Source organism: Streptomyces sp. NPDC002773, assembly GCF_040295605.1.
Classification (GTDB): Bacteria; Actinomycetota; Actinomycetes; order Streptomycetales; family Streptomycetaceae; genus Streptomyces.
The window spans coordinates 416,183-442,647 of sequence record NZ_JBEOVO010000001.1 but is presented as its reverse complement, the minus strand read 5'-3'; the positions used below and the strand labels follow the sequence as shown (position 1 = coordinate 442,647).

The 26,465-nt window shown below is 73.2% G+C and carries 23 protein-coding genes and 2 pseudogenes; 12 read left to right on the top strand and 13 right to left on the bottom strand.

The annotated features are described in order from the left end of the window. Positions 1–15: 15 nt before the first annotated feature. The 5 genes from dnaG to ABT034_RS01915 form a co-directional block, all read right to left on the bottom strand. Positions 16–1,905 (bottom strand): DNA primase, encoded by a 1,890-nt coding sequence (gene dnaG, locus ABT034_RS01935; protein WP_351210184.1) that lies wholly within the window; start codon positions 1,903–1,905, stop codon positions 16–18. A 47-nt stretch (positions 1,906–1,952) separates the two neighbouring features. Next, on the bottom strand, positions 1,953–3,215 hold the full coding sequence (locus tag ABT034_RS01930) for an NAD(P)/FAD-dependent oxidoreductase (RefSeq protein WP_351210182.1): 1,263 nt from the start codon (positions 3,213–3,215) through the stop codon (positions 1,953–1,955). Between the two features lie 119 nt (positions 3,216–3,334). Then, positions 3,335–4,675 (bottom strand): deoxyguanosinetriphosphate triphosphohydrolase, encoded by a 1,341-nt coding sequence (locus ABT034_RS01925; protein ID WP_351210180.1) that lies wholly within the window; start codon positions 4,673–4,675, stop codon positions 3,335–3,337. A 35-nt stretch (positions 4,676–4,710) separates the two neighbouring features. After that, positions 4,711–5,484: a sirohydrochlorin chelatase gene (locus ABT034_RS01920; RefSeq protein WP_351210178.1), complete on the bottom strand. Its 774-nt coding sequence runs from the start codon at positions 5,482–5,484 to the stop codon at positions 4,711–4,713. Positions 5,485–5,574: 90 nt separating this feature from the next. After that, positions 5,575–6,036, bottom strand: coding sequence for a GNAT family N-acetyltransferase (locus ABT034_RS01915; RefSeq protein ID WP_351210176.1), 462 nt, complete (start codon positions 6,034–6,036; stop codon positions 5,575–5,577). Positions 6,037–6,112: 76 nt separating this feature from the next. On the opposite strand from ABT034_RS01915, the gene ABT034_RS01910 reads away from it, so the two are divergent. The 3 genes from ABT034_RS01910 to ABT034_RS01900 all read left to right on the top strand — a co-directional run bounded on the left by ABT034_RS01910 (position 6,113) and on the right by ABT034_RS01900 (position 9,837). Further along, the gene (locus ABT034_RS01910; RefSeq protein ID WP_351210174.1) at positions 6,113–6,838 is read left to right on the top strand and encodes an aquaporin; all 726 of its coding nucleotides are present in this window, start codon (positions 6,113–6,115) and stop codon (positions 6,836–6,838) included. Between the two features lie 39 nt (positions 6,839–6,877). Continuing rightward, a complete protein-coding gene (locus ABT034_RS01905; RefSeq protein WP_351210172.1) occupies positions 6,878–7,567 on the top strand; it encodes a SanA/YdcF family protein in 690 nt (229 codons plus the stop codon). 140 nt (positions 7,568–7,707) lie between these two features. Beyond that, positions 7,708–9,837, top strand: coding sequence for a molybdopterin oxidoreductase family protein (locus tag ABT034_RS01900; protein ID WP_351210170.1), 2,130 nt, complete (start codon positions 7,708–7,710; stop codon positions 9,835–9,837). Here the strand turns inward: ABT034_RS01900 and ABT034_RS01895 are convergent. The 5 genes and pseudogenes from ABT034_RS01895 to ABT034_RS01875 all read right to left on the bottom strand — a co-directional run. Beyond that, positions 9,824–10,183, bottom strand: a pseudogene (locus ABT034_RS01895) (gamma-glutamylcyclotransferase family protein); the annotation flags it as partial. The gene ABT034_RS01900 and the pseudogene ABT034_RS01895 sit on opposite strands and share 14 nt — an antisense overlap. 45 nt (positions 10,184–10,228) lie before the next feature. Further along, a pseudogene (gene cutA, locus ABT034_RS01890) lies at positions 10,229–10,546 on the bottom strand (divalent-cation tolerance protein CutA); the annotation flags it as partial. Next, positions 10,543–12,429 (bottom strand): ABC transporter ATP-binding protein, encoded by a 1,887-nt coding sequence (locus ABT034_RS01885; RefSeq protein ID WP_351210168.1) that lies wholly within the window; start codon positions 12,427–12,429, stop codon positions 10,543–10,545. The gene ABT034_RS01885 and the pseudogene cutA, both read right to left, overlap by 4 nt. Beyond that, on the bottom strand, positions 12,426–14,159 hold the full coding sequence (locus ABT034_RS01880) for an ABC transporter ATP-binding protein (protein WP_351210166.1): 1,734 nt from the start codon (positions 14,157–14,159) through the stop codon (positions 12,426–12,428). The genes ABT034_RS01885 and ABT034_RS01880 overlap by 4 nt, the downstream gene beginning before the upstream one ends. A gap of 12 nt (positions 14,160–14,171) precedes the next feature. Continuing rightward, entirely contained in the window at positions 14,172–14,774 is a 603-nt protein-coding gene (locus ABT034_RS01875; RefSeq protein ID WP_351210165.1) for an NADPH-dependent FMN reductase, read from the bottom strand. A 91-nt stretch (positions 14,775–14,865) separates the two neighbouring features. Between ABT034_RS01875 and ABT034_RS01870 the strand changes: the two genes are divergently transcribed. The 3 genes from ABT034_RS01870 (at position 14,866) to ABT034_RS01860 (ending at position 17,215) form a co-directional block, all read left to right on the top strand. Next, the gene (locus ABT034_RS01870; RefSeq protein ID WP_351210163.1) at positions 14,866–15,627 is read left to right on the top strand and encodes an aminotransferase class IV; all 762 of its coding nucleotides are present in this window, start codon (positions 14,866–14,868) and stop codon (positions 15,625–15,627) included. 324 nt (positions 15,628–15,951) lie between these two features. After that, complete coding sequence (locus tag ABT034_RS01865) at positions 15,952–16,458, top strand: GVDTG sorting domain-containing protein (RefSeq protein ID WP_351210161.1); 507 nt, start codon at positions 15,952–15,954, stop codon at positions 16,456–16,458. Positions 16,459–16,597: 139 nt separating this feature from the next. Further along, complete coding sequence (locus ABT034_RS01860; protein ID WP_351210159.1) at positions 16,598–17,215, top strand: class F sortase; 618 nt, start codon at positions 16,598–16,600, stop codon at positions 17,213–17,215. A 34-nt stretch (positions 17,216–17,249) separates the two neighbouring features. Here the strand turns inward: ABT034_RS01860 and ABT034_RS01855 are convergent, their stop codons facing one another. Further along, positions 17,250–18,035, bottom strand: a complete 786-nt coding sequence (locus tag ABT034_RS01855) for a sulfite exporter TauE/SafE family protein (protein ID WP_351210157.1) — start codon at positions 18,033–18,035, stop codon at positions 17,250–17,252. Between the two features lie 258 nt (positions 18,036–18,293). On the opposite strand from ABT034_RS01855, the gene ABT034_RS01850 reads away from it, so the two are divergent. The 6 genes from ABT034_RS01850 (at position 18,294) to ABT034_RS01825 (ending at position 25,338) form a co-directional block, all read left to right on the top strand. Continuing rightward, positions 18,294–19,505: an NAD(P)/FAD-dependent oxidoreductase gene (locus tag ABT034_RS01850; RefSeq protein ID WP_351210155.1), complete on the top strand. Its 1,212-nt coding sequence runs from the start codon at positions 18,294–18,296 to the stop codon at positions 19,503–19,505. Position 19,506: 1 nt separating this feature from the next. Continuing rightward, positions 19,507–22,071 (top strand): nitrite reductase large subunit NirB, encoded by a 2,565-nt coding sequence (gene nirB / locus ABT034_RS01845; RefSeq protein WP_351210153.1) that lies wholly within the window; start codon positions 19,507–19,509, stop codon positions 22,069–22,071. Beyond that, on the top strand, positions 22,068–22,424 hold the full coding sequence (gene nirD, locus ABT034_RS01840) for a nitrite reductase small subunit NirD (RefSeq protein WP_351210151.1): 357 nt from the start codon (positions 22,068–22,070) through the stop codon (positions 22,422–22,424). The genes nirB and nirD overlap by 4 nt, the downstream gene beginning before the upstream one ends. Before the next feature lie 51 nt (positions 22,425–22,475). Further along, positions 22,476–23,063 (top strand): TetR/AcrR family transcriptional regulator, encoded by a 588-nt coding sequence (locus ABT034_RS01835; protein WP_351210149.1) that lies wholly within the window; start codon positions 22,476–22,478, stop codon positions 23,061–23,063. Between the two features lie 98 nt (positions 23,064–23,161). Further along, on the top strand, positions 23,162–24,538 hold the full coding sequence (locus tag ABT034_RS01830; protein WP_502972772.1) for an MFS transporter: 1,377 nt from the start codon (positions 23,162–23,164) through the stop codon (positions 24,536–24,538). 38 nt (positions 24,539–24,576) lie between these two features. Continuing rightward, positions 24,577–25,338, top strand: a complete 762-nt coding sequence (locus ABT034_RS01825; protein WP_351210145.1) for an SDR family NAD(P)-dependent oxidoreductase — start codon at positions 24,577–24,579, stop codon at positions 25,336–25,338. A 57-nt stretch (positions 25,339–25,395) separates the two neighbouring features. Here the strand turns inward: ABT034_RS01825 and ABT034_RS01820 are convergent, their stop codons facing one another. Both ABT034_RS01820 and ABT034_RS01815 read right to left on the bottom strand, forming a co-directional pair. Continuing rightward, positions 25,396–25,809 (bottom strand): VOC family protein, encoded by a 414-nt coding sequence (locus tag ABT034_RS01820; protein ID WP_351210143.1) that lies wholly within the window; start codon positions 25,807–25,809, stop codon positions 25,396–25,398. A gap of 118 nt (positions 25,810–25,927) precedes the next feature. Further along, positions 25,928–26,377, bottom strand: a complete 450-nt coding sequence (locus ABT034_RS01815) for a group III truncated hemoglobin (protein WP_351210141.1) — start codon at positions 26,375–26,377, stop codon at positions 25,928–25,930. Between the last annotated feature and the right edge of the window lie 88 nt (positions 26,378–26,465).

The window sequence follows — 26,465 nt, the reverse complement described above, 5'->3', positions numbered from 1 at the left end:
CCGGGTCACCGAACGTCAGAGCGCGGCGGCGCCGTTGTTCCTCAGGGACTGGCCGTACTGGGTGAGGACCCACAGTTCGTTCTGGACGGCCGCGAGCTGCTCGGGGTCGCCGTTCGCGCCGAGCCGGGCGAGGGTGCCCTGGACGTCGCGGATGCGGCGGTCGACGGCGCGGAGCCGGACGGTGACGAGCTGGTCGCCCGCGTAGGCCTCGTCGACGGTCTTGGCGAAGATCGTCTCGACGGCGAGTTCGGTGACGAGGGCGCGGACGGTGTCGTTGGGCGCGGCCTCGCGGACGGTGGCGAGGTAGTCGGAGGGGGCTCCGGTGGCGCCGCCGGCGTCCTGGACGCACTGGCGGACGGCCGCGTACGGCGGGGCGGTGAACTCGTCGGCCCCGTAGGCGTCGAAGGCCGGGGAGACGAGTTCGGGCCGCTGGAGGGCGAGCTTGAGGAGTTCGCGCTCGGTGCGGTGGGCGGGGCTGCGCAGGTTCAGCGCGGGCCCCGAGGGGGCCGTGGCCGGGGCGGGGGTGTCGTAACCGCGCTGGGTGTTCTGCTGCGCGGGGCCCTTGCCGCCGCGGTCGCGGGCCCAGCGGGCGAGCTGGGCGACCCGCTTGACGACGAACTGGGTGTCGAGGATGCCGAGCATGCCGGCGAGCTGCACGGCGACCTCGTGCTGGGCGCCGATGTTCTTGATGCGGGCGACGACGGGGGCGGCCTCGTCGAGGGCGGCGGCCCGGCCCGCGGGGGTCTCCAGGTCGTACCGCTTCACGATCTGGCGGAGGGCGAACTCGAACAGCGGGGTACGGGGCTGAGCCAGCTCCTTGACCGCCTCGTCGCCCTTCGCAAGGCGCAGATCGCAGGGGTCCATGCCGTCGGGGGCGATGGCGATGTACGTCTCGGCGGCGAACTTCTGGTCGTCCTCGAAGGCGCGCAGGGCGGCCTTCTGACCGGCGGCGTCGCCGTCGAAGGTGAAGATGACGCGGGCCGAGCCGTTGTCCATGAGGAGGCGGCGGAGGATCTTGATGTGGTCGCCGCCGAAGGCGGTGCCGCAGGTGGCGATGGCGGTGGTGACGCCTGCGAGGTGGCAGGCCATGACGTCGGTGTAGCCCTCGACGACGACGGCCCGGCTGACCTTGGCGATGTCCTTCTTGGCCAGGTCGATGCCGTAGAGCACCTGGGACTTCTTGTAGATCGGGGTCTCGGGGGTGTTGAGGTACTTGGGCCCGTTGTCGTCGTCGCGGAGCTTGCGGGCGCCGAAGCCGACGATCTCGCCGCCGACGTCCCTGATCGGCCACATGAGGCGGCCGCGGAAGCGGTCGATGGGGCCGCGGCGGCCGTCCTGGGAGAGGCCGGAGAGGGTCAGTTCCTTGTCGGAGAAGCCCTTGCCGCGCAGGTAGCGGGTGAGGTGGTCCCAGCCGGCCGGGGAGTAGCCGACGCCGAAGTGGCCGGCGGCGGCCTGGTCGAAGCCGCGCTCGGCGAGGAACTTCCGGCCGATCTCGGCCTCGGGCGAGTCGAGTTGCTCGATGTAGAACTGGGCGGCGGCCTTGTGCGCCTCGACCAGGCGGATGCGTTCGCCGCGCTGGTGGCCGGGGTTGTAGCCGCCTTCCTCGTACCGCAGGGTGATGCCCGCCTTGGCGGCGAGGCGCTCGACCGTCTCCGAGAAGGAGAGGTGGTCGATCTTCATCACGAAGGCGATGGTGTCGCCGCCCTCCTGGCAGCCGAAGCAGTGGAAGAGTCCCTTGCTGGGGCTGACCTGGAAGGAGGGCGACTTCTCGTCGTGGAAGGGGCAGAGGCCCTTGAGGTTGCCGCCGCCCGCGTTGCGGAGCTGGAGGTATTCGGACACGACGGCGTCGATCGGGACCGCGTCCCGGACCGCCTTCACGTCGTCATCGTTGATCCTGCCTGCCACGTCTGAAGTGTACGGGGGTGCGAGGGGGTCCCCTGCGGAGTCGGGCCCTACGGGATCAGGGTCTCCAGGGGTACGGAGGGATCGGCGAGGGCGTCGGGGTGTACGGCCGCCCGGGAGCGGATGAGCCGCTGGATCGGGTCTGTGACGTCCCACACGTTCACGTTCATCCCGGCGAGGACGCGGCCGTCCTTGAGCCAGAAGGCGATGAACTCGCGCTTTCCGGTGTCGCCGCGGACCACGACCTGGTCGTACGTGCCCGGGGGCGCCCAGCCGGAGTACTCCATGCCCAGGTCGTACTGGTCGGAGAAGAAGTAGGGGACGCGGTCGTAGGAGACGAGCTGCCCGAGCATGGCGCGGGCGGCGGCCGGTCCGCCGTTGAGCGCGTTGGCCCAGTGCTCGACGCGGAGCCGGGTGTGGAGCAGCGGGTGGTGGGCGGCGGCCACGTCCCCGGCGGCGTAGATGTCGGGGTCGGAGGTGCGCAGCGACTCGTCGACGGCGACGCCGCCGCCGTCGGCGCGGTCGACGAGGGCGAGCCCGGAGTTCTCGGCGAGGGCGGTGCGGGGGGCGGCGCCGATCGCGGCGAGCACGGCGTGCGCCGGGTGCTCCTCGCCGTCGTCGGTGCGGACGGCGAGGACCATGCCGTCCTGGCCGACGATCTCGGTGAGCCGGGCGCCGAAGTGGAAGCGGACGCCGTGGTCGGTGTGGAGGTCGGCGAAGAGCTGGCCGAGCTCGGGGCCGAGGACCCGGTGGAGCGGGGTGGGGTCGGATTCGACGACGGTGACCTCGGCGCCGTAGCCGCGGGCGGCGGCGGCGACTTCGAGGCCGATCCAGCCGGCGCCGGCGATCACCAGGTGGCCGTTGTCGCGGCCGAGGCCGGCGAGGACCTGGCGGAGCCGGTCGGCGTGGGCGAGCCGGCGCAGGTGGTGGACGCCGGCGAGTCCGGTGCCGGGGACGTCGAGGCGGCGCGGCTCGGAGCCGGTGGCGAGGAGCAGCTTGTCGTAGCGGATGACGGTGTTGTCGCCGAGGCGGACGGTGCGGTTCTCGCGGTCGACGGTGGTGACGGGCTGCCCGAGGTGGAGCTCGATGTCGTTCGCCGCGTACCAGGCGGCGTCGTGGACGAAGGCGCCGTCGCGTTCCTTGGCGCCCGTGAGGTAGCCCTTGGAGAGGGGTGGGCGCTCGTAGGGGTGGTCGCGCTCGTCGCCGATGAGGATCACCCGGCCGTTGAACCCCTCGGCGCGGAGTGTCTCCGCCGCCTTGGCTCCGGCCAGGCCCCCTCCGACGATGACAAAGGTCTGATCCGCATCGACCACGTCGTTTCCTCCTCGTTGCGACCGATTCCAACCTACGCCCCCGGGCGTTCGTCCGGCCGTACCGCCCCGGGGGGTGCATGCGAGCGTCCCGCACGGAGGGGTGCGGCGGAAGAGGGCCCTCAGGCGTGGTGGGGGCGGAGGTGGGCGTGGAGGGCGCGGGCGGAGGCGTCGGTGAGGGAGGCGATCTGGTCGACGATGACGCGCTTGCGGGCCCGGTCGTCGCGCGCGGTGTCGAACAGGGACCGGAACTGCGGTTCGAGGCCGTCGGGGGCGCGGGCGACGAGGGCCTCGGCGAGTTCGGCGACGACGACGCGCTGGTCGGCGCGGAGGGCCTCCTGCTGGGGGCGCTGCATCACGTACCGGTCGGCGACGGCCTTGAGGACGGCGCATTCGTTGCGGGCCTCGCGGGGGACGACGAGCTCGGCGCCGTAGCGGGTGAGGCGGCCGGAACCGTACGCCTGGCGTGTGGCGCCCTCGGCGGCGAGGCAGAAGCGGCCGATGAGCTGGCTGGTGGCGTCCTTGAGGCGGGACTGCGCGACGGCCGAGCCGTCGTAGCCGTGCGGCCACCACTCCTGGTCGACGAGCCGGTCGAGGGCGTCGGCGAGCTCCTGCGGGTCGGTGTCCTCGGGTACGTAGCGGCCGACGGCGACCGAGAAGATGTCGGCGCGCTCGGGCTCGGCGAGCAGGAGGTTGGGGTCGATGTGCCCGGCGTGCAGGCCGTCCTCGAAGTCGTGCACCGAGTAGGCCACGTCGTCGGACCAGTCCATGACCTGGGCCTCGAAGCACTTGCGGTCGGCGGGGGCGCCCTGCCGGATCCACTCGAAGACCGGCAGGTCGTCCTCGTAGGCGCCGAACTTGGACGAGCCGGGGTCCTCGGGGTGGTCGCCGCGCGCCCAGGGGTACTTGGTGGCGGCGTCGAGGGTGGCCCGGGTGAGGTTGAGTCCGACGCTGACGAGTTCGCCGTCGGCGTCCTTGTCCGTGGACTTCACGAAGCGCTTGGGTTCGATGCGGGTGAGGAGGCGGAGCGACTGGGCGTTCCCCTCGAAGCCGCCGCAGTCCTTGGCGACGTCGTTGAGCGCCTGCTCGCCGTTGTGCCCGAAGGGCGGGTGGCCCATGTCGTGGGAGAGGCAGGCGGCCTCGACGAGGTCGGGGTCGCAGCCGAGGGCGGCGCCGAGCTCCCGGCCGACCTGGGCGCACTCCAGGGAGTGGGTGAGCCGGGTGCGGGGGCTTGCGTCCCAGGCGTGGCCCCGGGTGCCGGGGGTGACGACCTGGGTCTTGCCGGCGAGCCTGCGGAGCGCGGCGGAGTGCAGCACGCGGGCGCGGTCGCGCTGGAAGGCGGTGCGTCCGGGGCGTTTGTCGGGCTCGGCGGCCCAGCGCTCGGTCGCGGCGGAGTCGTAGCCGGGGGTGTCGGTGAGGTCGCTGATGCCGTCGGTGCCGTCTTTGCCTTCGATGCCTTCCATCTCTCGAAGGTAACCGGAGGGACCGACAGAAGGGCTCAGACGGCGGCGAGTTCCCTCAGGGGGAGGGTCGTGCGGACCCGGTCGTAGCGGTGGAGGACGAGCCGGGCGAGGGCCGGGTGGGCGCCGAGGGGGGCGGCGGCTATCCAGGGGGCGTCGGCGGTGGCGCGGGTGGCGAAGAGGCCGGGGGCGGTGAAGCAGGAGGCGACGGCGACGCGGTGGCGGCCCCGGGCGGCGAGGTGGCGGACGGCCTCGGGGACGGTGGGCGCGGCGGCGGAGGCGTAGGCGGGGACGACGGGGGTGCCGCCGAGCCGCTCGCTGAGGAGCGCGGCGATACGGCGGATCTCGGCGCCCGAGCGGGCGTCGCGGGATCCGGCGGAGGCGAGGACGACGCCGGTACTGGGGGAGGTCCCGTCCTCGGGGGCCCAGCCGGCCTGGGCGAGCCGGTCGGCGAGGGCCTCGACGAGGAGCGGGTGCGCGCCGAGGGGCTCGGCGACGCGGGCGCGGAGGGCGGGCGCGGCGGCGACGGCGGCGGGCAGGTCGTGGGTGACGTGGTAGCCGGGGGCGAAGAGCAGGGGTACGAGCACGGCGTCCCGGCCTTCGGCGGCGAGGGTGGCGAGGGTGGCGTCGAGGAGCGGGGCGTTCAGCTCGATGTGGGCGAGCCGCACGTCGAGCCCGGGGCGCAGCTCACGGACCCGGTCGAGCAGCCGCTCCAGGGTGGCGCGGGCGCGGGGGTTCCGGCTGCCGTGACCGACGGCGACGAGGGTGGGGGCGGCGCCGGTGTCGGACGTGGCCTTCGGCTGCTGGGTCATGCGGTCGATCCTGCCGGGGGCGCGTTGCCTGGCCGTTTCGGGCGGGTGACGGGTCTTTGCGCGCGCCTCACAGCGCCGCGGGCCCGCGCCTCAGGCTGCCGGGCGCCACTCGTACCGGACGTCCGGTTCTCGTTCCTCGTTGCGGTGGCCGTCGGTGTGTTCGGTGGCGGTGAAGCCGTGTCGTTCGTAGAAGCGGCGCGCCGGGGCGTTGGCCTGGAACGTCCACAGCGACAGGCCGGCCGCGCGGCGCTGTTTGGCCAGTTCCACGAGACGGTCGCCGATGCCGTGGCCGCGCCACGGCGGGTCGATGTAGAGCTGGTCCAGCTCCTCCTCGTCCAGCACCATCATGGCGACGACGGAGTCCTCGACCGTCGCCACCCACGTCTCAAGGCCGGGCACGACCACGTACCGGAACCAGGACCGGACCTCTTCGTCGGTGTGGGCCCGGCGCACGTCCGGGAGGGCCGCCGTGTAGGAGCGGAGCCACACGTCGGCCACCGCGCCCGCGTCGGAGTCGACCGCACGGCGGACGATCAGTTCGTCGATCTTCACAGCGCGGATCGTACGGGTCCACACACCTTTCCCTCTCCTCTTTTTTCCTTCCGAATCACGGAATATCTTTTCCACTATGAGAATGTCCCCGCCCGCGCTCCCCCGGCGCGTCGCCGCCGAGTTCATCGGGACCGGCGCCCTCGTCGCCGTGATCGTCGGCTCCGGCATCCGCGCCGACTCCCTGAGCCAGGACATCGGCGTCCGGCTGATCGCCAACGCCGCCGCTTCCGCCCTCGGCCTCGGGCTGCTCATCGCCCTCATCGGGCCGCTCTCCGGGGCCCACTTCAACCCCGTCGTGACCCTGTCGGAGTGGTGGTCCCGGCGCCCCGCGCGCGGGGGCGGGCGCGAGGCGCTCGCCTACATCGGCGCCCAGCTCGCCGGGGCCGTCGCGGGGGCCCTGCTCGCCGAGGCCATGTTCGGGCGGGTGCTCGGCGCCTGGGCCACCGAGGCGCGTTCGGCGCCGCACCTGCTGCTCGGCGAGGCCGTCGCCACCGCCGGGCTCGTCCTCGTCGTGCAGGGGCTGCGCCACATCGGCAGGCCCGGACTCGCCCCCGTCGCGGTCGCCGGCTACATCGGCGCGGCGATCTGGTTCACCTCCTCCGGCTCCTTCGCCAACCCGGCCGCCACCGTCGGCCGCGCCTTCTCCGACTCCTTCACCGGGATCGCCCCCGCCTCCGTGCCCGCCTTCGCCGCCGCCCAGTTGCTCGGCATGCTGCTCGGGATGGTCCTCGCCGGTGTGTTGTACGGAACAGACCGGGGCGCCGGCGAACCGAATCCCGCCGAACCGCGTCGGACGGGGTGACAGACCGACACCCGACCCGCCACCCACGGAGGTTCCCGCATGCCGGCACGGCTCACCCGGTTCGTCCCCCGCACCACCCGGGCCCGCCGCCGTACCGTCCAGGCCCTGATGCTGGGCGCCGTCCTCGCGCTCACCCCCGTCACCTGGATGCACACCGCCGCCGCCGGGAAGCTCCGTACCACCGCCGACGTGCCCGCCCGGGACGTCGCCGTCGTCTTCGGCGCCGGACTGTGGAACGGGCAGCCCACCCCGTACCTCGCGCACCGGCTCGACACGGCCGCCGAGCTGTACCGGACGGGCAAGGTCCGGGTCCTGCTCGTCACCGGCGACAACAGCAGGACCGCGTACGACGAACCCAGCGCCATGCGCGCGTACCTCACCGCGCGCGGGGTGCCCGACGGCCGGATCGTCAGCGACTACGCGGGCTTCGACACCTGGGACTCCTGCGTCAGGGCCCGGAAGGTCTTCGGGGTCGACCGGGCCGTGCTCGTCACCCAGGACTTCCACATCAAGCGGGCCGTCGCGCTGTGCGGGCGCGCGGGCGTCGACGCGTACGGCGTCGGGGTCCCCGAACCCCACGACCGCACCTGGTACTACGGCACCACCCGCGAGCTGTTCGCGGCGGGCAAGGCCGCCCTCGACGCCGGTCTCCGCCCCGACCCGCACTTCCTCGGCCCGGAGGAGCAGGGCGTCACCGAGGCGCTCGCCTCGCCCCGGGACCAGGGGTGACCGACGCTCCGGTCCCGCCCGGACCCGGGGTGACCGACGCTCCGGCCTCACCTTCCGACCGGCCGTGAGCTGAGCGGAGAGCACCGCGCCCGTAATACGCGGCGCCGCCCCGCGTAACACGCCTGACGCACGCTTGCCGCATGTCCGAGGTCACCGCCGTTCCCACCCACTGCCCCTACTGCGCCCTGCAGTGCGGCATGTCGCTCCGCCCCACCGGCACCCCGGAGCTGCCCGCCGAGGTGGTCGACCGGACCGACTTCCCCGTCAACCGGGGCGCGCTCTGCGGCAAGGGCCGCACCGCCCCCTCCGTACTCTCCTCCCGGGTCAGGCTCACCGAGCCCCTGGTCCGATGCCCTGACACGGGGGCCCTGGCACCCGCGACCTGGGAGGAGGCACTCGCCGCCGTCGCCGACGGGCTGCGCCGGACCCGCGCCGACCACGGCTCCGACGCCGTGGGGGTCTTCGGCGGCGGCGGCCTCACCAACGAGAAGGCGTACACCCTCGGGAAGTTCGCCCGGCTCGTCCTCGGCACCTCGCAGATCGACTACAACGGCCGCTTCTGCATGTCGTCGGCCGCCGCCGCGCACGGCAGGGCCTTCGGGCTCGACCGGGGGCTGCCCTTCCCCCTGGAGGACATCCCGAAGACGGGATGCGTGATCCTCGTCGGCTCCAACCTCGCCGAGACCATGCCGCCCGCCCTCCGCTACCTCACCGAGCTGAAGGAGAACGGCGGCAAGCTCGTCGTCATCGACCCGCGCCGCACCCGGACCGCCGAACAGGCCGACCTGCACCTCGCACCGCGCCCCGGCACCGACCTCGCGCTCGCCCTCGGCATGCTGCACCTCGTCGTCGCCGAGGGCCGGGTGGACGAGGAGTTCGTCGCCGAGCGCACCTCCGGCTGGGAGGCCGCCCGCGCCGGGGCCATGTCCCACTGGCCCGAGCAGGTCGAGCGGATCACCGGCGTGTCGGTGCCGCAGCTCCGGGAGGCCGTCGCGATGTTCTCCGACGCCGCCACCGGCATGGTCCTCACCGCGCGCGGCCCCGAGCAGCAGTCCAAGGGCACCGACACCGTCGGCGCCTGGATCAACCTCTGCCTGGCCACGGGCAAGGCGGGCCGGCCGCTCAGCGGCTACGGCTGCCTCACCGGCCAGGGCAACGGCCAGGGCGGCCGCGAACACGGCCAGAAGGCCGACCAGCTGCCCGGCTACCGCAAGCTCGACGACCCCGCCGCACGCGCGCACGTGGCCGGGGTGTGGGGCGTGGATCCGGAGTCGCTGCCGGGGCCGGGGCGGAGCGCGTACGAGCTCCTCGACGCGCTCGGCGGCGACGTGAAGGCGCTGCTCCTCATGGGCTCCAACCCGGTGGTCTCCGCGCCGCGCGCCGCGCACGTCGAGGGGCGGCTGCGCTCGCTCGACTTCCTCGCCGTCGCCGACGTCGTGCTCTCCGAGACCGCCGCGCTCGCCGACGTCGTCCTGCCCGTCACCCAGTGGGCGGAGGAGACCGGCACCATGACCAACCTGGAGGGGCGGGTACTGCTCCGCCGCCGCGCCCTCACCCCGCCCGCCGGGGTACGCAGCGACCTGGAGGTGCTGCACGCGCTCGCCGGGCTCCTCGGCTGGGAGAAGGGTTTCTCCGCCGAACCCGAGGAGGTCTTCGACGAGCTGCGGCGCGCCTCGGCCGGCGGCCCCGCCGACTACTCGGGCATCAGCTACCGCCGGATCGAGGAGGAGCAGGGCGTCTTCTGGCCCTGCCCGGAGACCGGCACGGGCGAGGCCGACCACGCGGGCACGCCCCGGCTCTTCCTCGACCGGTTCGCGACCCCCGACGGGCGGGCCCGGTTCGTGCCGGTGGTGCACCGGGCGGCGGCCGAGGAGACGGACGCCGAGTACCCGGTCGTCCTCACCACCGGCCGGGTCGTGTCCCAGTACCAGTCGGGCGCGCAGACCCGGCGGGTCCCCGAGCTGAACGCGGCGGCGCCCGGCCCCTTCGTGGAGCTCCACCCCCGGCTCGCCGAGCGGCTCGGGGTGTCCGAGGGCGAGCGGCTCGCGGTGGTCTCGCGGCGCGGGCGGGCCGTCGCCCCGGCCCGGATCACCACGGCCATCCGGCCCGACACCGTCTTCATGCCGTTCCACTGGGCGGGTGAGGGCCGGGCCAACACCCTGGTGAACCCGGCGCTCGACCCGATCTCCCGGATGCCCGAGTTCAAGGTGTGCGCGGTACGGCTTGAGCGGGCGGAGACCGCTGAGACCGCGGCGGCTACGGCCGGTTGAACCAGTCGCCGCTCTCGATGACCGGGCCGAGGGGCGCGTCCGGCGCCGCCAGGAACACCCAGGCGGACACCCGCGTCCCGTCCCGTACCCGTACGACGTCCATCGCCACCCGCTCGTACCCGACGGGCAGCTCAAGGCGGTCGAGCAGGCCGAACAGCTCGCCGTAGGCGCCGGGCGCGGGCGTGAGCAGGGTGCCGACGACCCGGCCGTCGCCCTCCGCCGGGAGGACGTACGGATAGCCCGGCCCGTCGTACAGGACCGCGCCGTGCAGCACGGCGTCCGCCTCCGTACCGATCCGGCCGGCGAGGAACCGGTCGTGGTTGTACGCGCCCGGGCGCAGCGTCCCGTACACGAAGAACGGCCGCTCGTCGGGTGCCGGGGTCTCGATCATCGCGGCCGCCGCGGTCTCCCGCTCGACCCAGCGGGCGTAGTCCTCGCTGACCCGGTTGACCCGGGTGGCGAGGATCTCGGGCGTCCCGTAGTCGTGGGCGGCGAGGAGGTGCGCCTCGAGGGCCGGGTAGCGGGCCTCGGTGGTCTTGAGCACCACCTGCCACTCCTCGGCGGTCTCGATCGCGCCCCGCCAGTGGTAGACGGAGGTGACGGGCCCGACGATCTGCGCGCAGGCGGCGAGCCGGGCCTCGACGGCGCCGCGCGCCAGGGCATCGGCCTTGGCGCGTGCGTCGGTGGTGGTGGTGACGGTGACGATCACGTCTCCACCGTAAGGGCGAACTGGGCCGCGTGCAGGCGGGCGTACGCCCCGCCGGCGGCGAGCAGCTCCTCGTGGGTGCCCTGTTCGGCGATCGAGCCGCTCTCCATGACCAGGATCGTGTCGGCGTCCCGGATCGTGGAGAGCCGGTGGGCGACGACGAAGCTGGTCCGCCCGGCGCGCAGGGAGGACATCGCCTGCTGCACGAGGAGCTCGGTGCGGGTGTCGACGGAGCTGGTGGCCTCGTCGAGGACGAGGATCACCGGGTCGGAGAGGAAGGCGCGGGCGAGGGTGATCAGCTGCTTCTCGCCGACGCTGAGGCCGCCGCCGTCCTCGTCGAGGACCGTGTCGTACCCGGCGGGCAGGGTGCGGACGAACCGGTCGGCGTGCGCGGCCCGCGCCGCCTCCACGATCCGCTCCCGCGAGACCTCGCCGGGCACCCCGTAGGCGATGTTGTCGGCGATGGTGCCGCCGAAGAGCCAGGTGTCCTGGAGGACCATGCCGGTGCCGGAGCGCAGTTCCTCCCGGGTCATCGCGGCCGTGTCGACGCCGTCGAGGGTGATTCGGCCGCCGGTGACCTCGTGGAACCGCAGGAGCAGGTTGACCAGGGTCGTCTTGCCGGCGCCGGTGGGGCCGACGATGGCGACGGTCCTGCCGGGCTCGACGGTGAGGGACAGGTCCTCGATGAGCGGCTTGCCGTCCTCGTAGCGGAAGGCGACCTTCTCGAAGGTGACCCGGCCGCGGAGTTCGGCGGGGCGCTGCGGGTCCTTCGGCTCCGGGGACTCCTCCTCGGCGTCGAGGAGGTCGAAGACCCGCTCGGCGGAGGCGACCCCGGACTGGAGGAGGTTGGCCATGGCGGCGACCTGGGTGATGGGGCCGTTGAAGTCGTACGAGTACTGGATGAAGGCCTGTACGTCGCCGACGGAGAGGGTGCCGCTCGCCACGCGGAGGCCGCCGACCACGGCGATGGCGACGTAGTTCAGGTTGCCGACGAGGGTCAGCGCGGGCTGGATGAACCCGGACACGAACTGGGCGCGGAAGCTCGCCCGGTACAGCTCCTCGCCCAGCTCGTCGAAGCGGCGGACGGCCTCGGCGCGGCGCCCGAAGGCGACGACCTCGGTGTGGCCGGTGATCATCTCCTCGACGTGGCTGCCGAGCCGGCCGGTGACCGCCCACTGCTTCACGAACTGCGGCTGGGCGCGCCGCCCGACGAAGGCGGCGACGGCGACCGAGACGGGCACGGTGGCGAGGGCGACGAGCGCGAGCAGCGGGGAGATCCAGAACATCATCGCGAGGACGCCGATGAGGGAGAGCAGGGCGCGCGTCATCTGGCTGAAGGCCTGCTGGAGGGTCTGGACGATGTTGTCGATGTCGTTGGTGGTGCGGGAGAGGACCTCGCCGCGCGGCTGCTTGTCGAGGTAGGTCAGGGGCAGCTTCGCCAGCTTGTGCTGGGTCCGCTCCCGCAGCCGGTGTCCAGCCCGCTGGACGACGGTGGTGGCGATCCGCAGCTGGACCCAGGTGAGGAGGGACGAGCCGGCGACGACCACGACGGAGAGGGCGAGGATCCGGCCGACGGCCGCGAAGTCGACCCCGGCGGGGCCGGTGGCGCCGGTGACGACGAGGTCGGTGGCACGGCCGAGGAGGAGCGGGCCGAGGACGGAGAGGGAGACGGCGGCGGCGCCGGCGGCGAGCACGGCGAAGAGGCGGGCCCGGTCGGGGGCGAGGGTGCGGAGGAGGCGGAGGCCGGAGGAGCGGAAGGAGAGGGAGCGTTCGAGGGCGGGGGCGGGGAGGCCGGGGCCGCGCTGGGGGGCGGTGGGGGTGGTGCGGGCGGGGGCGGTGGGGGCTTCCGCCGTGTCGTCCGTGCGGCTCGCCGTGGCGGTGCTCATGCGGCTTCCTCCTCGGTGAGCTGGGAGAGGACGATCTCCCGGTAGGTGGCGTTGCCCTCCATGAGGGACGTGTGGGTGCCGGTGCCGACGCTGCGGCCCCGGTCGAGGACGACGATCCGGTCGGCGTCCCGGATGGTGGAGACCCGCTGGGCGACGATCACGACGGTCGAGTCGGCCGTCTCCTCCCGCAGGGCGGCGCGGAGCCGGGCGTCCGTGCGGGGGTCGAGGGCGGAGAAGGAGTCGTCGAAGAGGTAGAGGCGGGGGCGGGCGACGAGGACCCGGGCGATGGCGAGCCGCTGGCGCTGGCCGCCGGAGAAGTTGGTGCCGCCCTGGGAGACGGGCGCGTCGAGGCCGTCGTCGAGCTTCCGTACGAAGTCGGCGGCCTGGGCGACGTCGAGGGCGTGCCAGAGTTCCTCGTCGGTGGCGTCGGGCCTGCCGTACCGGAGGTTGGTGGCGACGGTCCCGGAGAAGAGGTAGGGCTTCTGGGGGACGAGGCCGACGGTCTTCGCCATCAGCTCGGGGTCGAGTCTGCGGACGTCGACGCCGTCGACGAGGACCTCGCCGCCGGTGGCGTCGAACAGCCGGGGTACGAGGCCGAGGAGGGTGGACTTGCCGCTGCCGGTGGAGCCGATGATCGCGGTGGTCTCCCCGGGCCGGGCGACGAGCCCGACGTCCTTGAGGACGGACTCCTCGGCGCCCGGGTAGCGGAAGTCGGCGCCCTTGACCTCCAGATGCCCCCGCCGGTCCAGCGTGCGCACCGGATCGGTCGGCGGCACCACGCTGGACTCGGTCGCCAGGATCTCGCCGACGCGCTCCGCGCCCGCCTCCGCCCTGGGCATGTGCATGAGCAGGAAGAGGACCATCATCACGGACATCGAGGTCTGGAGGAGGTAGCCGAGGAAGGCGAAGAGCTCGCCCGGCTGGAGGGCGCCGGCGTCGATGCGGTGGGCGCCGACGTACACGAGGGCGACGGTCGTCAGCTGCCAGACGATGAGGACCGTGGGGAACATGAGCGCCTGGAGCCGGCCGGCCCGGAGGCCGACGGAGAGGAGTTCGTCGTTGGCGGCGGCGAACCGTTCCCGCTCGTGCCGGTCGCGGACGAAGGCGCGGACCACCCGGACGCCGGTGATCTGCTCGCGCAGTACCCGGTTGGCGCCGTCGATGCGCTCCTGCATGCCGCGGAACAGGGGCCGCATGCGCAGGACGACGGTGCCGACGGCCCCGGCCATCACCGGCACGAAGAGGAGCAGGACCAGGGCGAGCGGCACGTCCTGGCGCAGAGCCATGGCGATGCCGCCGAAGCAGAGGAGCGGTGCGGCGACCAGCATGGTCAGGACGAGGACGGCGAACGTCTGGACCTGCTGGACGTCGTTGGTGGTACGGGTGATGAGGGAGGCGGCGCCGAAGCGGCCCCGCTCCCGTGCGGAGAAGTCCTGGACCCGGCGGAAGACCTCGGAGCGCAGGTCGCGGGCGACGCCCATGGCGATCCGGGCGCCGGTGTAGGTGGCGGCGGCCGCGGCCGCGGCCTGGAGGAGGGTGACGGCGATCATCGCGGCGCCGCCGCCGAGGACACGGCCGGTGTCCCCGCGCAGGACGCCCTGGTCGATGACGCCGGCGTTGAGGGTGGGCAGGGCGAGGGAGGCCAGGGTCTGGACGAGCTGGAGGGCGACGAGGAGGACGAGGAGGGCCCGGTAGGGCCTGAGGCGGGGGACGAGGAGACTCATCAGCATGGTGACGGGACCTCACTTGCCGTACGGGGTGGCCGACTTGGCGTCCTTGAGGGCGCGGCCCCACCAGCCGATCTGGTCGAGGAGGGCCTGAGCCGCCATGTCGGCGCCGGCGGGGTCCTTGTGCTGTCCGTTCTCGTCGAACTGCCCGTGGGCGTTGTGGAAGGAGACGGTCTCGCGGACGGTGACGGCGTGCATCTCGGCGTAGACCTGGCGGAGCTGCTCGACGGCCCGCAGGCCGCCGGACAGGCCGCCGTAGGAGACGAAGCCGACGGGCTTGGCCTGCCATTCGGTGTAGTGCCGGTCGATCAGGTTCTTGAGGGAGGCGGGGAAGGAGTGGTTGTACTCGGGGGTGATGACGACGAAGGCGTCCGCCGCCTCCAACACCGGTGTCACCTTGGCGAGTTCGGCTCTGACGGCTGGGGACGGGTCGTAGGAGAGGGAGGTGGGGAGGTCGACCTCGGCGAGGTCGACGACGGAGACGGTGAAGTCCTCGCGCCCGGCGAGGCGGGAGCGGAACCAGTCGGTGATGACGGGGGCGAAGCGGCCGTCGCGGTCGCTGGCGACGACGAGGGCGAGGGAGAGGGGACGGGTCTTCGTGGAGTTCGTGAGGTCCATGCGGATGATCGTGGTACCTCAATCTTAGTTGAGGTCAAGCGGTGTTCCGGCGGGGCCTCCAAGGCCCTTTCCCCGGACGTACGGTGAGGCCATGACGACCCCGCCCCCGCACATCGAGATCGACGGCGTCCCCGCCACCGACCCGGCGCTGCTCGCCGCCCTCATGACCGGCTTCGGCCACTTCACGGCGATGCAGGTGCGGGACGGGCGCGTGAAGGGCCTCGACCTGCACCTCGCCCGCCTGGACCGCTCCACCCGTGAGCTCTTCGGCCGGGAACTGGACGGGAAGCGGATCCGGACGCTGATCGGCGGCGCCCTGGAGGCGGCCGGGGTGCGGGACGCCTCGGTGCGGGTGTACGTGTACCCGGACGTCCGCGTCGCGGTGACCGTCGCCCCACCGGCCCCGGACGGCCCCGGGGCCCCGCAGCGGCTGACGACCGTCGAGTACTGGCGCCCCGCGCCGCACATCAAGCACCTGGGTGGCTTCGGCCAGAGCTACCACCGCGAGGCGGCCGTGCGGGCCGGCTGGGACGAGGCCGCGCTGATCTCCCCGTACGGCGAGATCGCCGAGGGCGCCGTCACCAACATCGCCTTCTGGGACGGCACGTCGCTGGTCTGGCCGTCGGCGCCCTGCCTGGAGGGGATCACCATGGTCCTCCTGGAGACCCGCCTGGAGTCGGTCCGGCGCCCGGTCACCCTGGCCGACCTGTCCGGCTACCGGGCCGCGCTCGTGACCAACTCCCGGTCCATCGCGCCGGTGACGGCGATCGGCGAGGTGGCGTTCGCCGTGGACGAGGAGCTGATGGGACGGGTGTACGCGGCGTACGACTCGGTGGAGCCGGACGCGCTGTAGGGCGGTACGGGGGAGTGTCGGGGAGGGACGCGAGGTACTCGGGATGGTCGCGAGGCACGGCGTCCCGCCGCGCAGTGGTCGTCGCGCGCCACGCCCCGGTCACCCATTCGGCACGGGGTGTCAGCTGACGCCATGTAACCCGCTCTGACCTGCGTAAACCTTCGGAATCCAGGCGACACACCGTATCGGACGGCCCAATCCTGATGCCTCATCAGCAGGCGCGGGGCGCGCGGCGGCTCTTATCTCGGTCACAGAAGGCCGTTCCGGGAAGTCCCTCCCGGGAGGACCGCACCGCTCGACCGCTCGCGCGCCCCGGAGGCCCCCATGCGCACCACTGTCCGCCTGTTCACCGGTACCGCGCTGACGGTCGCCGCCCTCGGAGCCCTGGCCGCCCCCGCGGCGTTCGCCGGGAACTCCGAGTCGCTCGAGGTCTACCCCTCCGAGGCCTCCCCCGGCACCACCATCACCGTCAACACCCTCGCCTGCGGCAAGAACGGCCGCGGCGTCGGGGACGCGAACTCGCTCGGCGCGGGCGAGTTCCACCTCAGTCCGAGCACGCACAAAGAGGTCGTGGTCGGACAGTTCACCGTGCCGGAGCACGCCAAGCCCGGCACCTACGGCATCAGTGTGGCCTGCGACAACGGGAAGACGGCCCGGGGTGACCTGACGGTCAAGCACCGGCGTCCCAGCGGCCACGTCCAGACCGGTGTCGGGGGCAGCGTGGGCCCCGACACCGCCCAGGTCACGGCGGGCGCGGCGGTGCTGGCCGCGGCTGCCGTGGGCGGGGTCTGGCTTCTGCGCCGCCGGGCGAGCGGCGCGCAGGGGCACTGAGACCACCCGCCTGTCCTGCCCCCGCCGCGCGCCCGAAACCGGCCCGGCGGGGGCAGGGCCACATCCCGCCCCACCAGGGGACGGCCGCCTCGCCACGTACCGAGGACCCCCCCCGCCACGCACCGACCGAGGGAACCCCGTGAGCAACAGGAGCAAGGGCTGGGGCATAGCCGTGGCCGCCTGCGTCGGTATCTGGCTCGTCCAGAACGGCTCGGAGCACGTCACCCCGCCCGTACCGTCGGCCGCGCAGGCCTTCGCCGCCGGGCCGAGCGTGCACACCGACGCGGCCGCCGATCCCCTGCCGCCCTCGGCCCCGGTCCGGCTGCGCATCCCCGAGACCGACGTGGACACCCCGATGATGCGGCTCGGTCTGGCCACGGACGGTTCGCTCGACGTACCGCCGGCCGGGAACCGGAACATGGCCGGCTGGTACGCGGACGGCACGCCGCCCGGCGCGAAGGGCACGGCGATCGTCGCGGGCCACGTCGACAACGCCGAGGGGCCCGCCGTGTTCTACACGCTCGGCGCGCTGAAGAAGGGCCACCGGATCGAGGTGGACCGGCAGGACGGCAGGACCGCCGTGTTCACGGTCGACGCGGTCGAGGTGTACGGGAACGAGGACTTCCCGGACCGGAAGGTGTACGACGAGACGGACCGCGCGGAGATCCGGGTGATCACCTGCGGCGGCGGCTTCTCGAAGAAGAACGGCTACCAGGGGAACGTGGTCGCCTTCGGCCACCTCATCGGGGTGAGGTAGCCGCGCCGGTATCGGGGTGAGGTGACCGCGCCGGTCACGCCCACTGGTCGAAGGCGAGCTTCGCGACCAGCGAGAGCACCACGACGAGCAGCACCCCGCGCACGAACTCGGCGCCCTTGCTCAGCGCCATCCGCGCCCCGACCATGCCACCCGCGAGGTTGAAGACCGCCATGAGGGCCGCGAGCTGCCAGTACACGCTGCCCTGGTAGGCGAACATGGCGAGCGCGCCCGCGTTGGTGCAGACGTTGACGATCTTGGCGGTGGCGGAGGCCGTCACAAGATCGAGGTGGAGCACGGCGGTCAGGGCGAGGACCAGGAAGGTGCCGGTGCCCGGCCCGAACAGGCCGTCGTAGAGACCGAGACCGCCGCCGACCACGACGATCGCGGTCACGATCCGGGCCCGGGTCAGCGGCGCCCGCTCCTCCCCCGCGGGCTTCGCGCCGAACGACGGCCGCAGCACGACGAAGGCCGCCACCGCGAGCAGCACCACCATGATGACCGGGCGCAGGACGTCGCTGCTGATCCCGGCCGCGAAGAAGGCGCCGCCCATGGAGCCCGCGAGGGCCGCGAGCCCGATGCGTACCGCCGTCCAGACCTGGACGGGCGCCTTGCGGACATAGGTGACGGCGGCCCCGGTGGTGCCGACGATCGCGACGGCCTTGTTGGTGCCGAGGACGTGCGCGGCGGGGACATTGGGGAGGCCGAGCAGCAGGGCGGGTATCAGGAGCAGTCCGCCACCGCCGACCACGGCGTCGATCCAGCCGGCCACGAGCGCGGCGAGGCAGAGCAGGACAACGGTGGTCAGCGTGATCTCAGGCATGACCGTGAGCCTAGGGAGGTGATCGTTGGCCCGTCCATCGATCGCCTGATCGTTGAGCTGTCTCTGAGGTTGTGTATACGGGAATCCGCAGCTCCGGCCCCGCCGGCCGGATCCGCACCGCGGGCGTGGGCCGAGGCCCACGCCGGGTTGTTCCCGCCCGGGCCTCACAGCGCGCCGGGCCGGGGGCGGAGATCAGCGTTCCGTACGGGAAACAGTCGGGATGCCGTCGGGTAACACCGGCCGCGCACGCTTCCCTGTATGAGTACACGGATCGTGGTGGTCGGGGGCGGAACGGCGGGCGCCCGGCTCGCCCAGCGCCTGCCCGTCACCCTCCTCGGCGAGGAGCCGCACGCCCCTTACAACAGGGTGCTGCTCGCCGACGTCCTCGCCGGGCGGTACGCCCCCGAGGTGATCGCCCTGCCCGAGACCCGGGAGCCGGTACGGCTCGGGGTGCGGGCGGTGCGGATCGACCGGGCGGCGCGGACGGTGGAGTGCGCGGACGGCTCGCTCGTCGGCTACGACCGGCTGGTCCTGGCCACGGGCTCCAACCCGGTGCTGCCGCCGTTGCGCGGACTGCGCGGGGCGGAGCTGCCGGAGGGCGTCCACGCCTTCCGTACGCTCGACGACTGCCTGGCGCTGCGCGACCGGGTCCGGCCCGGGGTGCGGGCGGTGGTCATCGGCGGCGGCCTCCTCGGGGTCTCGGCGGCGCGGGCCCTCGCGGCCCTCGGCGCGGAGGTGGTCCTCACGCAGCAGGGCGAGCGCCTGATGGAACGGCAACTCGACGCGTACGCATCGGAGCTGCTGCGCGAGCACATGGAGGCGCTCGGGGTCGAGGTGCACACCGAGTGCCGGGTGAGCGGGCTGCGGCAGCGGGACGGGGCGGTGACGGCGGTCGAACTGGCCGACGGCTTCGTCCTCGACGCGCAGGTCGTGGTGCTCGCGTGCGGGGTGCGGCCGCGGGTCGCCCTCGCCCGAGAGGCGGGGCTTGACGTCGGCCGGGGGATCCTGGTCGACGGCGAGCTGCGGACCTCGGATCCGTACATCCACGCGGTCGGCGACTGCGCGGAGCACGGTGGCCGCGTCTACGGCCTGGCAGGCCCGGCCCTGGAACAGGCAGACCACTTGGCGGCCGTTCTCCAGGCCGAAACGGCAACGGCCGGCGCCGGTGCCCCGGACGCCGCCTACACCGGCACCCGCGCCCTCACCCGGCTCACTCTCGGCGGTGCCCAGCCCCTCGACCTCGCCGCGTTCGGCGAGGCCACCCCGCAGCCGGGCGACGACGTCGTCCAGCTCACCGACGCCACGCGCAGCGCGTACCGGAAGGTCGTCGTCCGCGGGGACCGGCTCGTCGGGGGCGTCCTCCTCGGCGATCTGGCCGCGGTCGGCTCGCTCGCCCAGGCGTGGGAGGGCGACGAGGCCCTCCCCGACGCCCCCCTGCTCCACCTGCTCACCCACGACGGAGGCTCCTGACATGAGCGCTGACATGACGGCCGCACACACCCCCACGATCGTCCTGGTCGGCCACGGAATGGTCGGGCAGCGCTTCCTGGAGTCGCTCGCCGACCGTGGCGTCACCGAGCGGGCCAGGGTCGTGGTCCTCTGCGAGGAGCCGCGCCCGGCCTACGACCGCGTCCAGCTGACCTCGTACTTCTCCGGCAAGACGCCCGACGACCTGTCGATGGTCGAGGCCGGCTTCATGGAGAAGCACGGCATCGAGCTGTACGTCGGTGACGCGGCGGAGTCGGTGGACCGGGAGGCCCGTACGGTCACCGCCCGGTCCGGCCGGGTCTTCGCGTACGACTCGCTCGTCCTGGCCACCGGCTCGTTCCCGTTCGTGCCGCCGGTCCCCGGCAAGGACGCCCGCGGCTGTTTCGTGTACCGCACGATCGAGGACCTGCTCGCGATCGAGGAGTACGCGAAGACGGCGACGACAGGCGCGGTCGTCGGTGGTGGTCTGCTGGGTCTTGAGGCGGCGGGCGCGCTGAAGGGCCTCGGGCTCGACACCCACGTCGTGGAGTTCGCGCCGCGCCTGATGCCGGTGCAGGTCGACGAGGGCGGCGGTGCCGCGCTGCTCCGCACGATCGAGCGGATGGGTCTGACCGTCCACACCGGGACGGGCACGCAGGAGGTCGTGACGACGGACGGCGCCGTGACCGGCATGAAGCTGTCCGACGGCTCCGAGCTGGCCACGGACATGGTGGTGTTCTCGGCGGGCGTACGCCCCCGGGACCAGCTGGCCCGCGACTGCGGCCTCACCGTCGGGGAGCGCGGCGGCATCGCGGTCGACGAGCAGTGCCGTACCTCCGACCCGGCGGTGTTCGCGATCGGCGAGTGCGCGCTGGCCTCGGACGGCCGGGTGTACGGCCTGGTGGCGCCGGGCTACGAGATGGCGCTGACGGTGGCCGCGACCCTGGCGGACGAGGTCGGGACCAGCTTCACCGGCGCCGACCTGTCGACGAAGCTGAAGTTGCTCGGTGTGGACGTGGCCTCCTTCGGCGACGCGCACGGCACGGCCGAGGGCTGCCTCGACGTCGTGTACTCGGACTCCCGCTCGGGTGTCTACAAGAAGCTGGTGATCTCCGGTGACGGGGTGCTGCTCGGCGGCGTCCTCGTCGGTGACGCCGAGCAGTACGGGCTGCTCCGGCCGCTGACCGGCTCCGTGCCGCCCGTCTCCCCCGAGCAGCTGGTGCTCCCGGCGGGGGTCGGCGCGCCGGTCGCGCTCGGTCCCTCGGCGCTGCCGGACGACGCGGTGATCTGCTCCTGCCACAACGTGACGAAGCACGCGATCGGCCAGTGCGAATCGCTCGCCGAGGTGAAGAAGTGCACCAAGGCCGGTACGGGCTGCGGCAGTTGCGTCAAGACCATCGAGAAGCTGCTGCCGGCGGCCAAGGACAAGGGCCTCTGCGGCTGCTTCTCGTACACCCGGAGCGAGCTGTACGAGATCGCCCGCACCCTGCGGATCACCTCGTTCGCTGCGCTGCTCGACTCGCACGGACGGGACGGGGCCAAGGGCGGGGAGGGCTGCGAGGTCTGCAAGCCGACCGTCGGCTCGATCCTGGCCAGCCTGGCCCCGACGATCGGCTTGGGCGGCTACATCCTCGACGGCGAGCAGGCCTCCCTCCAGGACACCAACGACCACTTCCTCGCCAACATGCAGCGCAACGGCTCCTACTCGGTCGTGCCGCGCATCCCCGGCGGCGAGATCACCCCGGACAAGCTGATCGTGATCGGCGAGGTGGCCCGCGACTACGGCCTCTACACGAAGATCACGGGCGGCCAGCGGATCGACCTCTTCGGCGCCCGGGTGGACCAGCTCCCGGCGATCTGGACCCGGCTCGTGGACGCGGGCTTCGAGTCGGGGCACGCGTACGGCAAGTCGCTGCGCACGGTGAAGTCCTGCGTCGGGCAGACCTGGTGCCGGTACGGCGTCCAGGACTCGGTGAAGATGGCGATCCAGCTCGAACTGCGCTACCGGGGCCTGCGCGCCCCGCACAAGCTCAAGTCGGCGGTCTCGGGCTGCGCCCGCGAGTGCGCCGAGGCCCAGTCGAAGGACTTCGGGATCATCGCGACGGCCAACGGCTGGAACCTGTACGTCGGCGGGAACGGCGGCGCGACCCCGCGCCACGCGGACCTGCTCGCGCAGGACCTGTCGGACGCCGAACTGATCCGGCTCATCGACCGGTTCCTGATGTTCTACATCCGGACGGCGGACCGTCTTGAGCGGACGTCGACGTGGCTGGAGCGCCTGGAGGGCGGGCTCGACCACCTCAAGGAGGTGGTGGTGCGCGACTCGCTCGGGCTCTGCGACGAGCTGGAGGCCCTCATGGCGGCGCACGTCGAGGACTACCGGGACGAGTGGGCGCAGACCCTGGACGACCCGGAGCGGCTGCGGCGCTTCGTCTCCTTCGTGAACGCGCCGGAGTCGCCGGACCCGACGGTCCAGTTCGTGCCGGAGCGCGACCAGATCAAGCCGGACCTCACGATCCTGACGCTCGGCAGGACGAACAGCACTCTGGAAGGGGCTTCCTCCCGATGACGACGACTCTCACCTCCCTCACCACCACGACGCTCGAAGTCTCCCCCTCCCCCGACGCGTGGGTGGAAGTCTGCGAGGAGTCCCGGCTGACCCCGGGCCGGGGTGTGGCGGCGCTGCTGCCGGACGGCCGGCAGGTGGCGGTCTTCCGGGACCGGTCGGGGCGGCTCTACGCGATCGACAACCGCGACCCGTTCTCCGGGGCGCAGGTGCTGTCCCGGGGGCTCGTCGGCTCGGCGGACGGACGTCCGTTCGTGGCCTCGCCCCTCCTGAAGCAGCGGTTCGACCTGGAGACGGGGCGGTGCCTGGACGACGACGAGGTCGCGGTGGCGGTCTATCCCGTCCGCACCACGTGAGTCGACCGAGACTGCTTGACCGATCGTTCCAGAAAGTCGTACGGTCATCTCGTGGCCAGGACCAAGGAATTCGATCCGGACGCCGCGCTCCAGGGCGCACTTGAGCTGTTCTGGGCGCGCGGCTACGAGGCGACGGCGATGTCGGACCTCGTGGAGCACCTCGGCATCGGCCGGGCCAGCCTCTACGCGACCTTCGGGAACAAGCACGAGCTGTACCTGAAGGCCATGGACCGCTACCTGGAGACCCGCGATCCGCGGCTCGTCGAGGAGCTGTCCGCGCCGGGACCCGCCCTGCCGGCCGTCCGGACGCTCGTCCGCCGCTTCGCGGCCGAGGCGACGACGGAGGGGGAGCGCCTGAACGGCTGCTTCGTCACCAACTCGGCGGCGGAACTCGGGCCGCACGACCCGGTGGTGGCGCGCCGGGTCGAGCTCAGCTGGGAGCAGGTCGAGACGCTCCTGTACGCGGCGCTCACCCGGGCCCGCGCCGGGGGCGAGCTCCCGGCCGGGCGCGATCCGCGGGCCCTGGCCCGGATGCTCCTGGTACTACTCCAGGGCATCCGCGTGGTCGGCAAGGCGTCGAGCGACCCGGCGAGGGTCCGGGACGCGGCGGAACAGGCACTGAGCCTGCTGGACCACTGAGCCGGCTGGACTGAGGAACGGGCGCCCTCGGGGCGCCCTCTCTTCGGGCTTCATATTGGAACGTACGGTCAAGTTCAAGAGGTCGAGGGGGAGACGGAATGGCCGACACGAAGGCTGGTCCGGCGCGGGCCGCAGGGAGCCGCCGGAGCGCCGTGACGAGGGCATCGCCCCGGTACGGCTTCGCCCTGCTCGGCGGTGTGCAGATGACACTGATCTTCACGCTCGCCTCCCTCGCCGTCCCCCTCCCCCGCATCGGCGCCGAATTCCGGCTCGAACGCGCCGAGTTGATCCTGCTGAGCGCCGCCTACGGGCTGACCTTCGCCGGGCTGCTCCTCCTCGGCGGGCGGCTCGCCGACCGTTACGGCGGGCGCCGGATCCTCACCACAGGACTCCTGGTCTTCGGCGCCGCCTCCACCCTCGCCCCGCTCACCCCGGGGTACGAGTCGCTGCTCGCCGCCCGGTTCGGCCAGGGCGTGGGCGCGGCGCTCGTCGCCCCCGCCGCGATGGCCGTGCTCCGGCACCTGCTCCCCGAACCGGCCGCGTACGGCAGGGCGATGGCCACCTGGGGCGGTCTCTCCGTGTTCGGCGCGACCGCGGGGAACCTGCTCTCCGGGGTGATCGCGGCCGCCACCTCCTGGCGCGGCACCTTCGCCGTCCCCGTCGCGGTGGCCCTCGCCGCCCTCCTCCTCGCGCCCAGGCTGCTGCCGGCGACGCCGCCGGGCCGGGGCCGGTCACTCGACCTGCCGGGCGCCCTGCTCGCCACCACGGGCATCACGCTCGCCAGCTACGGGCTCGTCCTCACCGACGCCCACCCCTGGGGCTCCGTGCCGGTCCTGCTCCCCCTCGTCGCCGGGCTCGCCCTGCTCGTCGCCTTCGGGGCCCTGGAGCGGCGGACCGCCGACCCGCTGCTGCCCCCGGACTTCCTGCGCGACGGCCGCCGGGTCCTGGGCCTCGCGGCGATCGGCCTCACGGCCGCCGGCACGGCCACGGTCTTCGTCCTGCTCTCCCTCTCCCTCCAGGAGCGGCCCGGCTGGGACGAACTGCTCACCTCCGCCGCCTTCGTGCCCTTCGCGGCCGTCCTGCTCGGCTCGGGGCGCCTCGCCGGCCCCCTGATCGGGCGGTACGGCCCCGGCCGGGTGACCGCGACCGGACTCGGAGCGGCGGCGCTGGGCCTCGGGCTCCTCGCCGCGACGGGCTTCGACGCCTCCGTCCCGTACGCGTACGGGCTGCTGCCGGGGCTGCTCCTGCTGCCGGCCGGCGGCGCCCTGTCCTTCGCGGGCGCCGCCGTCCTGGCCACCGACGGCGTCCCGGCGCACCGGGCGGGGCTCGCGGGCGGCGTCCTGAACACGGCGATGGAACTCGGGCCGACCGTGCTCTTCGCCGCGCTGCTCACCCTGGGCGGCGACGCGGTGTCGGTGGCGGCCGCCGCCGCCCTCTTCGCCGCGCTGGCCACTGCCGTTCTCCGCGCCAAGTGACCACCTCACCCATCCACGTTCCTCAAGGGAGTCGAACCATGTCCGCACGCTTCACCGACCGTGTCGTCCTCGTCACCGGGGCCGGTTCCGGTCTCGGCCGGGCCATCGCGCTCGCCTTCGCCGCCGAGGGCGCGAAGGTCGTCGCCGCCGGCCGCACGGCCGAGCCGCTCGACGCGACGGTCGCCCTGATCGAGGCCGCCGGGGGGACCGCCGCGGCCGTCACCGCCGACGTGGCCGGGGCCGAGTCCACCCGGGAGCTGGTCCGGCGTACGGTCGAGGTCTTCGGCGGTCTCGACGTGGCCGTCAACAACGCGGGGGTCTTCCGGGGCGGTCACAGCGCCGCCGACTTCCCCCTGGACGACTGGCGGACGCTGCTCGACATCAACGTCACGGGGGTGCTGCACGCCCTCCAGGCCGAGATCGCGCACATGCGGGCGCACGGCGGCGGGGCGATCGTGAACATCTCCTCGAACCTGGGCCCGCACGTCCGCATCCCCGGGGTCTTCGGCTACCAGGTGTCGAAGGCGGCCGTCTCGGCGATGACCCGGGCGGCGGCCCTGGACCACATCGCCGACGGGGTCCGTATCAACGCGGTCAGCCCGGGTGCGTCGGAGTCGACGATGTCGCTGCTGCCCGGCGAGACCGAGGCCGAGCGGGAGGTCCGGATGAAGGAGCAGTCGCCCCTGGGGCGCATCTCGTCCGCCGCCGAGGTGGCGGCCGCGGTGCTCTACCTCGCGTCGGACGCGGCGGGCTCCGCCGTCGGCACCGACCTGGTGATCGACGGCGGCGTCTCCGCCTGACATCCGTGGGACCCGTGGGACCCGTGGGTCCCGTGGGGCTCGTGGGGCTCGTGGGGCTCAGCCCTGGGTGGCCGCCGGGTCCATCCAGAACAGCTCCCAGTGGTGGCCGTCCAGGTCGGTGAAGGACCGGCCGTACATGAAGCCGAGGTCCATCGGCTCCTTCGCCGGGGTGGCGCCCGCGGCGAGGGCGGCGTCCGCCAGCTCGTCGCACTTCTCGCGGCTCTCGGTGCTCAGGGTGAGCAGGACCTCGGTGGTCCTGGTCGCGTCGGAGATCTCCTTGCCGGGGGCCGTGAAGGAGGCGAACTTCTCCTCGGTGAGGAGCATCGCGAAGATCGTGTCGCTGATGACGATGCACGCGGCGGTCTCGTCGCTGAACTGGGGGTTGGCGGAGTAGCCGAGCTTCTCGAAGAAGGCCTTGCTCGCGTCGAGGTCCTTCACGGGCAGGTTCACGAAGATCATCTGCGGGGCCATGGCGTGCTCTCTTCCTTCGGTCCGGCCCGCTCGGTGCGTTCCGGCGCTGTCAGAAGTAGGACGGGTGCCCCGCCCGGAACTCATCGCTCTCCCGAGGATTCTTCGAAAATTCCCTCGCTCAGGCCACCGAGCGCAGCTCCAGTGCCGCCAAGGGGACGAATCCCCCGCTCCCGCCGCCGGTCTCCGCCCCGGGGCCGGCCAGGCGCCGCAGCAGGGCGAGGGCGATCCGCTCGCCCTGCTCCTTGGCCCGCTCGGCCCGGGGACCGGCGTGGAGGCCGTCGACGGTGGCGTGCCAGAGCTGGACCCAGCGGCCGAAGTGGGCGGCGGTCAGCGGCCGGGCGGAGTGGAGGGCGGCGTGCGGGGCGAACGCGTCGCGCCCGTAGGCGGCGGTACGGAAGAGGGCGCGCTCCCAGAAGTCGGTGATCCGCGGCAGGTGGACCTCCAGGTCGGTGCCGGCGATCTCGGTGAAGAAGGGGCCGATGAGCGGGTCGGCGAAGGCCGCCGTGTAGAAGCGGCGCAGAGTGACGTCGAGGTCGTCGCGGTCGCTGATGTCCCGGGTGGCGCGCATGCCCCCAGTGTCCCCGCCGGGCCCGCCTCCCCCAAGTGCCGAAGGTCCTCCCCCCGCGCCCACCGCCGTCTTCGCCCACGCCCGCCGC

Bases quoted from the DNA above. Each gene is read 5' to 3' on its own strand.
- ABT034_RS01925 (WP_351210180.1), bottom strand. From the start codon at position 4,675: ATGGAAGGCATCGAAGGCAAAGACGGCACCGACGGCATCAGCGACCTC.
- ABT034_RS01920 (WP_351210178.1), bottom strand. From the start codon at position 5,484: ATGACCCAGCAGCCGAAGGCCACGTCCGACACCGGCGCCGCCCCCACC.
- ABT034_RS01910 (WP_351210174.1), top strand. From the start codon at position 6,113: ATGAGAATGTCCCCGCCCGCGCTCCCCCGGCGCGTCGCCGCCGAGTTC.
- ABT034_RS01905 (WP_351210172.1), top strand. From the start codon at position 6,878: ATGCCGGCACGGCTCACCCGGTTCGTCCCCCGCACCACCCGGGCCCGC.
- ABT034_RS01900 (WP_351210170.1), top strand. From the start codon at position 7,708: ATGTCCGAGGTCACCGCCGTTCCCACCCACTGCCCCTACTGCGCCCTG.
- ABT034_RS01885 (WP_351210168.1), bottom strand. From the start codon at position 12,429: ATGAGCACCGCCACGGCGAGCCGCACGGACGACACGGCGGAAGCCCCC.
- ABT034_RS01880 (WP_351210166.1), bottom strand. From the start codon at position 14,159: ATGCTGATGAGTCTCCTCGTCCCCCGCCTCAGGCCCTACCGGGCCCTC.
- ABT034_RS01875 (WP_351210165.1), bottom strand. From the start codon at position 14,774: ATGGACCTCACGAACTCCACGAAGACCCGTCCCCTCTCCCTCGCCCTC.
- ABT034_RS01870 (WP_351210163.1), top strand. From the start codon at position 14,866: ATGACGACCCCGCCCCCGCACATCGAGATCGACGGCGTCCCCGCCACC.
- ABT034_RS01865 (WP_351210161.1), top strand. From the start codon at position 15,952: ATGCGCACCACTGTCCGCCTGTTCACCGGTACCGCGCTGACGGTCGCC.
- ABT034_RS01855 (WP_351210157.1), bottom strand. From the start codon at position 18,035: ATGCCTGAGATCACGCTGACCACCGTTGTCCTGCTCTGCCTCGCCGCG.
- ABT034_RS01850 (WP_351210155.1), top strand. From the start codon at position 18,294: ATGAGTACACGGATCGTGGTGGTCGGGGGCGGAACGGCGGGCGCCCGG.
- nirB (WP_351210153.1), top strand. From the start codon at position 19,507: ATGAGCGCTGACATGACGGCCGCACACACCCCCACGATCGTCCTGGTC.
- nirD (WP_351210151.1), top strand. From the start codon at position 22,068: ATGACGACGACTCTCACCTCCCTCACCACCACGACGCTCGAAGTCTCC.
- ABT034_RS01830 (WP_502972772.1), top strand. From the start codon at position 23,162: ATGGCCGACACGAAGGCTGGTCCGGCGCGGGCCGCAGGGAGCCGCCGG.
- ABT034_RS01825 (WP_351210145.1), top strand. From the start codon at position 24,577: ATGTCCGCACGCTTCACCGACCGTGTCGTCCTCGTCACCGGGGCCGGT.
- ABT034_RS01820 (WP_351210143.1), bottom strand. From the start codon at position 25,809: ATGGCCCCGCAGATGATCTTCGTGAACCTGCCCGTGAAGGACCTCGAC.
- ABT034_RS01815 (WP_351210141.1), bottom strand. From the start codon at position 26,377: ATGCGCGCCACCCGGGACATCAGCGACCGCGACGACCTCGACGTCACT.